The sequence below is a fragment of the Lysinibacillus sp. CNPSo 3705 genome (genome assembly GCF_028674935.1).
Taxonomy (GTDB): domain Bacteria; phylum Bacillota; class Bacilli; order Bacillales_A; family Planococcaceae; genus Lysinibacillus.
In genome coordinates, this window is sequence record NZ_JAQZSD010000048.1 from 23,884 (window position 1) to 34,654 (window position 10,771).

General features: G+C 34.9%; 10 protein-coding genes. 8 read left to right on the top strand and 2 right to left on the bottom strand.

What is annotated here, in order from left to right:
* Positions 1-412: 412 nt before the first annotated feature.
* The 8 genes from PVA17_RS17935 (at position 413) to PVA17_RS17970 (ending at position 8,658) form a co-directional block, all read left to right on the top strand.
* A complete protein-coding gene (locus tag PVA17_RS17935; protein WP_132359811.1) occupies positions 413-931 on the top strand; it encodes an RNA polymerase sigma factor SigV in 519 nt (172 codons plus the stop codon).
* Positions 924-1,814, top strand: a complete 891-nt coding sequence (rsiV, locus tag PVA17_RS17940; RefSeq protein ID WP_132359813.1) for an anti-sigma-V factor RsiV — start codon at positions 924-926, stop codon at positions 1,812-1,814. The genes PVA17_RS17935 and rsiV overlap by 8 nt, the downstream gene beginning before the upstream one ends.
* A gap of 376 nt (positions 1,815-2,190) precedes the next feature.
* Entirely contained in the window at positions 2,191-3,315 is a 1,125-nt protein-coding gene (locus PVA17_RS17945) for an endospore germination permease (protein WP_132359815.1), read from the top strand.
* Positions 3,315-4,775 carry a spore germination protein gene (locus tag PVA17_RS17950; protein ID WP_132359817.1) on the top strand — a complete coding sequence of 487 codons (1,461 nt, stop codon included), beginning with the start codon at positions 3,315-3,317 and terminating at the stop codon, positions 4,773-4,775. The genes PVA17_RS17945 and PVA17_RS17950 overlap by 1 nt, the downstream gene beginning before the upstream one ends.
* Entirely contained in the window at positions 4,772-5,932 is a 1,161-nt protein-coding gene (locus tag PVA17_RS17955; protein WP_274068461.1) for a Ger(x)C family spore germination protein, read from the top strand. Before PVA17_RS17950 ends, PVA17_RS17955 begins: the two co-directional genes overlap by 4 nt.
* Before the next feature lie 528 nt (positions 5,933-6,460).
* On the top strand, positions 6,461-7,222 hold the full coding sequence (locus PVA17_RS17960; protein WP_132359821.1) for a TerC family protein: 762 nt from the start codon (positions 6,461-6,463) through the stop codon (positions 7,220-7,222).
* A 187-nt stretch (positions 7,223-7,409) separates the two neighbouring features.
* Complete coding sequence (locus PVA17_RS17965; RefSeq protein WP_274068462.1) at positions 7,410-8,042, top strand: Bax inhibitor-1/YccA family protein; 633 nt, start codon at positions 7,410-7,412, stop codon at positions 8,040-8,042.
* 106 nt (positions 8,043-8,148) lie between these two features.
* Positions 8,149-8,658: a ferritin gene (locus PVA17_RS17970; protein ID WP_248716244.1), complete on the top strand. Its 510-nt coding sequence runs from the start codon at positions 8,149-8,151 to the stop codon at positions 8,656-8,658.
* A gap of 170 nt (positions 8,659-8,828) precedes the next feature.
* Here the strand turns inward: PVA17_RS17970 and PVA17_RS17975 are convergent, their stop codons facing one another.
* Entirely contained in the window at positions 8,829-10,136 is a 1,308-nt protein-coding gene (locus PVA17_RS17975; RefSeq protein ID WP_274068463.1) for a DUF4179 domain-containing protein, read from the bottom strand.
* Complete coding sequence (locus tag PVA17_RS17980) at positions 10,137-10,646, bottom strand: sigma-70 family RNA polymerase sigma factor (RefSeq protein WP_274068464.1); 510 nt, start codon at positions 10,644-10,646, stop codon at positions 10,137-10,139.
* Positions 10,647-10,771 lie beyond the last annotated feature (125 nt).

Sequence of the window (10,771 nt, forward strand, 5' to 3'; positions counted from 1 at the left end):
TTTAACATCCTCCTAAAAATCTCCAACATTCTCCGACAGTTATTTCAATAATTTCAGAAGCTGTACTTCCTGTTTCAAATAAAGACTGCTCAACGACACTTCCAATTACACCCAACTCATTTTTCCCCTTTCTTAGCACTAGCAAAAGGTTTATAATTTGCTATGATTTTTGGACAAATTAACATGGACGTTAAAGTGTAACTTTCATCTGCGGAGGTTTTCTTTATTCCCACAGATTGTTAGTCTTCACTATAGGGTTTTACGGATAATTAATGCTAGATAAATTACTAATTATTTTCCTTTGATGGTAAAAAAATAAGATAATTTTTTTATACTATCAACTTTTTTTCCCCTTTCACACGTCTAGTAGTTGTATACAATTTGAAAATGTTATAAAGGAGCTTCTTTGGACATGAAAACAAGAAATGCATTTCAACATGAAGAGGAGTTTGTCCAGTTAATTCGTGAACAGAAAGAGCGTTTTTATTTGCTCGCGTATAGCTATACGAAAAATGAACAGGACGCACTTGATGTCGTACAAGACAGTATTCAAAAAGCAATGCTTTCTCTAGATCGACTAGAAAATGTCGAGTATATGAAAAGCTGGTTTTACAAAATCGTCGTACGTACATCTATAGATTTTTTACGTAAGCATAAACGCTTACAAGTAACAGATGATGATACATTGCAATATTTAACACCTGCACAAGAGGACGTCTACGAAAACGTTGATTTAGAGCATGCGTTAGAAGACTTACCCGTAATGTACCGTGAAGTTGTTATTTTACATTATTTCGAAGATTTAAAACTCGCTGATGTTGCAAATATTCTTAACATTAAGCTGAGTACTGCTAAATCACGTCTTTATAAAGCGCTAAAACTATTGAAAATACAGTTGGAAGATGTGAAGGGAGAAACAGCACATGGATGAAAAATTAAAAGAATTAGAAAAACAATATAATGAGGTATCTATTCCAAAGGAGCTTGATTTTGTGGTTGAAAACGCATTAAAACAAGGTAAAAAGAAAAGAAAAAAAAGAGCACCACAATGGTTACTTGGATCTGCGGCAGCTGCAATGCTTTTTACAGCTGGTTTAAATGTCAGTCCTGCAATGGCACGAACACTTTCAGATATTCCTGTTGTTGGCAGTGTCGTAAAAGTCTTAACTTGGACTGAATATGAAGTAAAAGAAGAGACATACGATGCAAACATTAAAGTACCTTCTATTGAAAACTTAGAAAATAAAGATCTTGCTAATGCTTTAAATGAGAAATACCGTTCAGAAGGTAAAGCTCTATATAATGACTTTATTGCCGAAGTTGGTGATTTAAAGGCTAACGGTGGCGGCTATTTAGGTGTAGATAGTGGCTACGACGTAAAAACAGATAATGACCAAATCTTGTCGATTGGTCGTTACACTGTCAATACAGTAGGATCCTCTTCTACAACGATGCACTACGATACGATTGATAAACAAAATGAAATTTTAATTACATTACCAATGCTATTTAAAGATAACAATTATATAAAAACTATCAGTGAAAACATTAAGGAACAAATGCGGGAGCAAATGGCTATACCTAACCCCAGAAAAGTGTACTGGGTAAATGGTGCTGGGCTACCAGATGAAGAGGTTACGGACAACTTTACAGCTATTAAAGCAGACCAGCAATTTTATATTTCTGATAAAGGTAAACTTGTGATTTCCTTTGATAAGTATGAAGTGGCACCAGGCTATATGGGCGTAGTAGAATTCGAAATCCCAACAAATGTCCTTAAAAAGGATCTTGTTAGCTCTAATTACATTCATTAATCATCTGCAATAAAGTAAATTTTAATCCGTGGGGGTTTTCTATACCCACAGGTTATTAATTTCACCAATCGGGCTTTTACGGGCAGTAAGTCTCCCACCTCAGTTCTTAATGTGGGGAGACTTACTGCCCTTTAAGTATTTCTATAAAAAATTTTTTCATGAACTAGTCCGGAATCGGCTTTAACTTCTAAATGACTCGAAACCGCTTTCACCTCACCACCTTTAAAGTTGGGAACTTCTGTAGCTGACGTTTTGCTTTCGTTACCAACTGCTGCAAGAAGTTAAAATTCTCTTTTCAGAGTAGTTTGTCATACTTATAATCCCCTCACTTTTTGTCTAAGCTAAAATGTATCAATTAACGTTAGAGGGTTTTTATATGAAAGGCGTAGGATCGATTAGTATTTTACATGTTGTCTTTTTATCTATGACTGTTATTGGCTTAAAAAATCACGTGACAATTATTCCCCCAATACTCAAAGTTGTAGGGAGAGATGGTTGGGCATCTGTATTAATGGCTACTGTTATTATATTCTTCTGGCTATTTCTTTTAGTTTATATTCAAAAAAAGACGAATCAAGAACCTATTAGAGATTGGTTAGATGGGAAAATCGGGAAAATAGGCTCAACGATTGTCATCTACATTATCGTTATTTATTTACTCATTCTAGCTGCTTTTACAATGGTTGAAACATTGCAATGGGTAAACACAACGTTTTTACCTGAAACACCGGTTATTATATTATTACTTATTTATACAATTCTTTGTATTTTACTCGTTACAACTAGCTTACAAACCATTGTTATGTTAAATGTCTTTGTATTATTTGGTGTAGTAGTCTTTGGTTTTTTTGTAGCATTTACAAATATACAGGTAAAAGAATATGAGTTATTACGTCCATTTTTTGAGCATGGATTCCAACCCGTTATTAAAGGGATGGTTTACCCGGCATCAGGATTTATTGAATTAATCATACTGTTATTTTTACAGCACCAATTTAAAGATCGTCTTCGTTGGTATCATTTTGGCATCATACTTTTCATTTTAATGGGGCTTACTTTAGGTCCACTCCTTGGAGCAATTGCAGAATTCGGTCCTACCGAAGCCGCAAAGCAAAGATATCCTGCCTACGAGGAATGGGGACTAGTTTCAATTGGTCGCTATATTGAGCATCTTGACTTTTTCTCAATATACCAATGGCTTACAGGTACATTTATACGAGTTAGCTTCCTCTTATATGTTATAGCGGATTTATTGAAAATGACTGGGGCCCCAAAGCAAATATGGAGAATGATAGGTCCACCCTTCTTTCTACTTTGTCTACCGCTAATTATTTTAAATGAAAACATATTTTTGAAGGTGAAAGGGAACTATATATTAACAGTAACTTTAATTTTCTTTTTTCTTCTGTCAATTTTTTTCGTACTAGTTGCGTTCTTTTCGGGAAAGTCTCCCCAAAAAAAGAAATCTGAAAAACAACAGATGGAAAGTGGTGAATCATAATGCCTCAGCAGGAGAAGGCGATAGATCTAAACACCTTAAAAAAACTATTTCAAAAATCAGCAGATATTCAATTTCAGGAATATACATTTAATCAAAAAAAGGTTCAATTCATTACCTGTGATGCAATGATAGACCAGCAAATGCTCAATGAAGTCATTGTTCGGCGTGTTCAGTACCTTTATGACAATTTAGCTGATACAACCTTTGAAGATAATATTACACAGCAACTTCATGTTCCGACTCTTCAAAAAATCAAAGATAAAGAAGAAGCCATTACCTTTGTATATACTGGTTTCCTTCTGCTTTATTTTGAAGAGGAAGAACTTTTATATGCTAGTAATATTGCTAAAAAGCCTAATCGAAATCCTGAAGAAACGAGGATGGAAGTTCTCGTTAAGGGACCAAGGGATAACTTTATTGAAGACATCCGGGTCAACATTGCACTATTACGAAAACGTTTACCTACGAATTCTTTTTGTGTAGAAAAAATGGAGTTAGGCAAACGTTCAAAAACAAGCGTGGCTATTCTTTATTTTGATGATATTGTCGATATGGATATTTTACACGGAATTAAAAAACAACTGACAGCTGTAGATACAGATATTGTCTTTAGTGGAGATATATTAATGGAGCGAATTAATAAAAACTCCAAGCTTTTCCCAAAATTCGATTACACAGGACGACCCGATTATGCTATTCAGGCTCTAATTAGAGGACGCTTTCTTATTTTCGTCGATGGTGTAGCATATGGCATTATCACACCGGTTAATTTATTTTTATTATTAAAATCCGCTGAGGATAATGAATATCCCATCGTTTTCAGTTCTATAGAACGACTTTTGAGGATCGTTGGCATTTTAATCGGTTTGCTATTGCCTGCATTTTGGCTCTCTTTGACGACCTATCATCAAAATCAGCTACCATTCCAGCTTTTAGCAACCGTCGTCCAATCAAAAACAGGTTTACCTCTCCCTTCCTCACTCGAAATGCTAATCATGCTACTTATGTTTGAATTGTTTCGAGAAGCCGGCTTACGTCTGCCTTCTGTTATTGGTGGTACGATAAGTGTAGTTGGAGGTTTAATTATAGGTGATGCAGCCATTCGCGCTGGTGTGACAAGTCCAGAAATGATTGTCGTTATAGCGATCTCTACAATTGCATCATTTACTCTTGTGAACCAATCTCTTGTCACAACCATCAGTATATTGCGTATTGCGTTCATTCTTGCCAGCGCTTTCTTTGGTTTATTTGGCTTTTTCATCTCACTTTACTTTACACTTCTTTACTTATGTAACATCCGAATTTACGGTTATTCTTACATGAATCTTGCAACAGATTTAAATTGGACAACTATTAAAAAATCGATCTTCCGCTTATCACCAAAAGGCTATGCCGAGCGTAATAAAGCACTTGCACCCCAAGATAACACTCGTACATCTAAAAACAGGAAGAAGCAATGAAGAAAAAAATTATTATATTATCAAGCTTAGCTACTTCACTCCTTCTTTCAGGATGTTGGGATGTTTATGAAGCTCAAAGAATGTATTATGTAGATGGTCTTGGTATTGATTATAAAGATGGTCAGTATGTAATATACATGCAATTAATTAACTTCACCAATGTTGCAAAATTCGAGTATCCTAATCCTCAAAAAACAGTACAGACTGAGGTTGGACACTCTAAAGGAAAAACAATGGAAGAAGCACTTTATAAATTATTTCAATCCGTCGACCAAAAAGTGTTTTGGGGGCATATGACATTTATAATTTTCTCCGAGGAAGCGATGAAAAATAAAAATGCCCTCTCCGTTATAGACACTGTATTGCGGTATAGGGAAACAAGGTATCAAATATGGACCTATTGTACACAAGATTCTATAAAAGACATCCTTCTTCTAACGCCGATTTTGAATACATCTCTAATATCATCAAAGCTTAGTACTCCTTTAGATACAGCCGATAAAGAAATATTCGTCGAGCCCGTTAATTTTCGAAATTTAGTTATTGGCTTAAATGATCCAAATCACGAAATTGGTATCCCTTATGTAACGATCAGTAAAAACTGGGAAACTGCAGAGCAACAAGGTCAGGAAACTGCCTTAACAGGAGTCGGGGTACTTTCTAAAAGTGGGTTTAAAGGCTTTATTAAGAATGATGCCGCAAGAGGCATGCAATGGATGCATAATAGAACGCACCGAGGTGAAATAACGTTTAAAATAGAGGGTGACGAAACAGATTATTTGACAGCAACATTGGAAAAAATAAAAGTAGATATTGAACCACTAGTTAAAAATGATCAAGTAACATTTGATGTCCATGTAAAAATAAATGCAATTTTAAATGGTTTCAAAAACAATATTTCAGAAGATGAAATAAGAAAAAAGATTATAAAAGAAGTGAAAAAAGAAATTCGAACAACGTATAAAGAAGCATTAGCGAAAGATATTGATATTTATCGCCTTTCTGAACAGCTATACCGAAAAAATGTGAAAGTATGGAAAAAGATAGAGAAAGACGGGAAGATTCCATTAACACCTAGTTCTATTAGGAAATTAGAAATAGACGTTAACCAAGTAAATACTGGCCGTAAAACATTTACGGGAACATTTAATGAGTAGGCTAAAAGTATCCCCTTAAATGTGAATAATTATTTAAGAGGATATTTTATTTTGGATTAAATATATTTATTCATTTTCACATTCCAATTTATCTTGCTATTCCTGAAGGAGTCACCTAGTCGTTAATTTTTTTTATCCAATCCACAAAAAAATATTTAAATAGCCTTCCCTGGCAATAACCGTCAAAACATTTAACATATCTTCACATTTTCATTTGCAATTGATGATTAGCATGCTATAATTCATGTATAAAGAATTGAATAGCTTTTGACAATTATGTCAAAGGGGAGTAGCTAGCAGATGTAAACAAAGCATCTGATTTCACATTCGTCATTACATGGTTATTTACCATCGGGTGTGAAGGCATATCTTGGCGTACAGATATTCTGTGCAACAACCAATTAATTAGCTTAGCAAGACCTTTGCCTATTTTTTAGGCAGAGGTCTTTTTATTTTGCCTAAAATAGCAAAGAATAAGTTAAAAGCAATTTATTCATTTCTGTTCAAAGTACAAAGGAGGAAATACATTTGGAGGCAATTTTACTAGAATACGCATGGGTCCTTGTCGTATTAATTGTATTAGAAGGTTTATTAGCAGCCGATAACGCCGTAGTTATGGCCGTTATGGTTAAGCATTTACCAAAAGATCAACAGCAAAAAGCATTGCTATATGGTTTAGTGGGTGCATTTGTTTTTCGCTTTGCGGCACTATTTCTTATTACAACGCTCGTTAACTTTTGGCAAATCCAAGCTCTAGGTGCTGCCTATTTATTAATTATGTCAACGAAGCATATTTATGATTCCCGAAAAGCCAAACAAAATCCCGAGGAAACGCAGGACAATAAAAAACAATCTGGCTTCTGGATGACCGTACTAAAGGTTGAGTTTGCTGATATTGCCTTTGCCATAGATTCAATATTAGCTGCTGTCGCTATTGCTGTTACACTACCTCATATCGGAAATTTCGATGTTGGCGGCATTAATGCTGGGCAATTCGCTGTGATGTTTTTAGGTGGTATTATCGGTGTGATTATGATGCGTTTTGCTGCTCGTTGGTTCGTGAAAATACTCGATAATTATCCATCACTTGAAACAGCTGCCTTCTTAATCGTTGGTTGGGTTGGTGTAAAGCTGGCTGTTTTAACTTTAGCACACGAAAAACTAGGTATAATCCCACATGAATTTCCACACTCAACAGTTTGGAAGGCCATTTTCTGGATTGTCTTAGTTGCAATTGCCCTTGGTGGCTATTTAGTTGGTGTGAAAAACCAAAGGAAAAATGTAAAATAATGCCTAAAATAATACCCGGTCTAGCGAAGGCCGGGTATTGTTTGTACGATCAAATCCCGGATACTTGGTAACCAGTCATCACCACATGATGATAATAATACATATTTTTTTATAGTTGAATCTTTTTCAATGTTGATTCGTATGTTACTATATAAAAGTTATTTTACAAAAGAAAGGATTTTTCTATATGGCGTATGCTAAAAATCAAAACTTAAATAAGATCTTAAAACACTTTGCTTTTATGTGGGTATTAACCGTTGTCGGAATGTACATAGCAACATTATTACCTCCTGCAATTGTCATGCCAATATCCATTATTGCGCTTGTACTTCTTATCATTGTTATCTTTGTACGTAACCTGAAGCTTGCTAATTCCATTATGTATACAATCCCCTTTTTAATGGGAATTTTACTATTTTGGACAACACAATTTTACATTGTAGAGCTAGGGCAACAACTTGTTTTACTTGTTTTCGTAGCGACTGTAGCTATTTTTATTATACTAGCACTGATAGGTATGATGATGAATAAAGACATCTCCAATTGGGGAAGCTATTTATTCACCGTATTAATCGTCGTTATTGTATTTTCATTAGCCTTTATGTTTTTCCCTGTTAGCAACTTGGTCGCATTAATTATTGCAGGAATTACTGTACTACTTTTTAGTCTCTATACGGTTTATGACTTTAACCGAATCCGACATAATCACGTTTCAGATGATGAAGTAGTAGGCATGGCTTTAAATCTATACTTAGATTTCATTAATTTATTTGTCAATCTTTTAGAGGTCATTTGGCGTTTAAAAAATGAATTTGATTAAATTTCCTAATTGAGAATAAAAATCAATTAAATTGCCACACTGCCCTTCTTCGCTGTATACTAAAAGAGATGCAGCAGGTATTTACTGCAAAGGGAGGAAATCTTTTATGTTATCTGAAAAACTACACACAGCACTAAACGAACAAATGAATTTTGAATTTTACTCTGCGCATGCTTATATGGCGATGGCGGCATATTGCACAGATCAAGATTACGATGGCTTTGCCAACTTCTTTTTAGTACAGGCTGAAGAAGAGCGCTTCCATGCGATGAAATTTTATAATTTCCTAAGCGATATGGGCTACCGTGCAACAATCCATGGCTTCGATAGCCCAGATAATCATTTCGAGTCTATTTTACATGCTTTCAAAACGGCCCTTTCACACGAGAAGGAAGTGACTCGCCGTATTTATAATCTATCGGATATCGCTTTAGACGAACGTGAGCATGCGACAATGGCTTTTTTAAAATGGTTCATTGACGAGCAAGTGGAGGAAGAATCAACATTCGACACGTTAATTCGTAAAATTGAACGCATTGAAAATGATTCTAACGCCATCTTTATGCTTGACGCTGAATTGGCGACACGTTCATTTACACCAGACGCTGAAGCTTAAAATTTACTAGTAAATTGAGTCATTTTTAATTCCTCCTCAATGTTTTAGTCTTACTTAACATTTACGCAGGAAGAATAAAAATGACTCTTTTTTTAACATAGTTATATAGACTATTCAAAGGTACCACTATTTCTCTTTTTCTTATTTATTTCGGCACCGAAATTCTACCTCTATTTCACTGGAATATCAACTGTTTGAGTTCCATCTAAAAAGTTTTCATAATGTGAGAAATAGATGCGAACTGGGTTGACGACTCCCTTCATGTTATATGTTTCGGTTTGTTCGATTACGTATTCATCAGGTCTATGATAACTTGCTGAATTACTATAAACAGTTTCGCCATTTGCATCTATGGCTGTACCAAGTAAACCGATATTTTTATTTTCATAAGAAGTTGGAACATTTATTGTTACCATGTGTTTATTAACTTGAACTTTTAAGCCTGGGAGAGGTGGTTTCGATAGAACTTTCTTTTGGTTAAAATCTACCTCTATAAAATCTTGCCCTTTCGGTAATGCTTTTACTTTTCCAATGGATAAGGTCAACTTTTTGGGCTCTCTAAAATAATTACTTTGCATAAAGAATGTTTCTTCTTCATCTAGTAGATTACCTGTAGCTGTTAAGCCATTATTGATTGTCGTCCATTCCTCCCCTTTTTCATCCAATAGACGAATATCATCAAATCCTAAAATACGCTGATCATTATGTGGATGGAGAGCGATTGTAACACCTGTACGGAGCGGTGAAATAGATACAGACTTGATGGTGATTTGCTGACCTTCAAAGCTCATTTTTTCATTCAATACATAGGACTTTGTTTTCGCTATTGGCTTTTTAAGTGAGAATGGGATCGTAAACTCTGTTTGTTTTTCATCTGTAAATTGTATATATAGTTCAAAATTAGCATTGTCATAATTTATAGGATTTTTAAAGGAAGCCACAAATTTATCTTCAATCAAAGATGTTTCTTTTTCGCTATACCAACTGTAACTTATTCCAGCGGGTAATACCTCACCATTTAGACGGAGCTCCATTTTCTTGGTTGCTAAATCATGAACATCGAACGGTGCCGAAAATATATAAGGCAATATCATACCTGTTTCATCAGCAATAACTCCTTGAAGTGTAAATGATACACCGTTTTTTGTTTGTGACAGTCCTAGTTCCTCATAATAGTTGTTATGGAGTATATCTTTGACCCCTTTATCAAACGTAATCATCTCTACTAACGGCGCAAAGCCTGGGATTTTTGCGATGGTACTTGCAAAAGCTGGAGATACACGGATAGACGTTACAAAAAGTAGCAGCAATGCACAAGTAACAGCAATGCTTTTCCATATTCGGTGTCGATTACGCTTTTCTTTTTGGAAGCGTATGACACTTTTCCGATGCGACTCTTCTAAATGCTCATGTGGTATATCAATTTTCGCTAGTTCTTTGACAAAAATATCATAATCATGCTTTTCTAGCTGTTTCATCTATAGCTCTCCCTTCTCCTTAAAATATAGTTTTAGCTTTTTCAATGCCGCATGTAACCTTGACTTCACAGTTCCTTCTGGAATATTTTGAAGTCTAGCGATATCTTGATTTTTATAATCTTGAAAATATTTTAGAAAAATAAGCTCTTGCTGCTCTTTTGGTAGCTTTGTAATGATATCTGTCATTTCAAAGCGCTCATAATTGGGGGCATTATCACTGATTTCTATGTCTTCCTGCAATTCAAGACGTCTGCTTCTTTCACGCATATCATGGCAAATATTGAGTAAAATTCGGACAAGCCACGTACTAAAATAATCTGGTTCTTTTATGGTATGTATCTTTTTTAGGCTTCGATATGTAGCTTCTTGTATTGCTTCGATGGCATCGTGTTCATTTCTTAAATAAGCAAATGCCATATGGTACATCGTCTGTTCATATTGTTTTATTAGATGTAAAAATGCATCTTCGTCCCCAGCTATCGCACGCTTCACCAATGCTTGTTCATCCATCACATACACCCCCCTTCTACTTATTAGACAGTCAAGCTGACATTTTCGTTCGATTTATTTTTTATTATTTAATCAATTGTAACAAATTTCATTTTCATTTATATTCTGTATGTATTACTTCATAG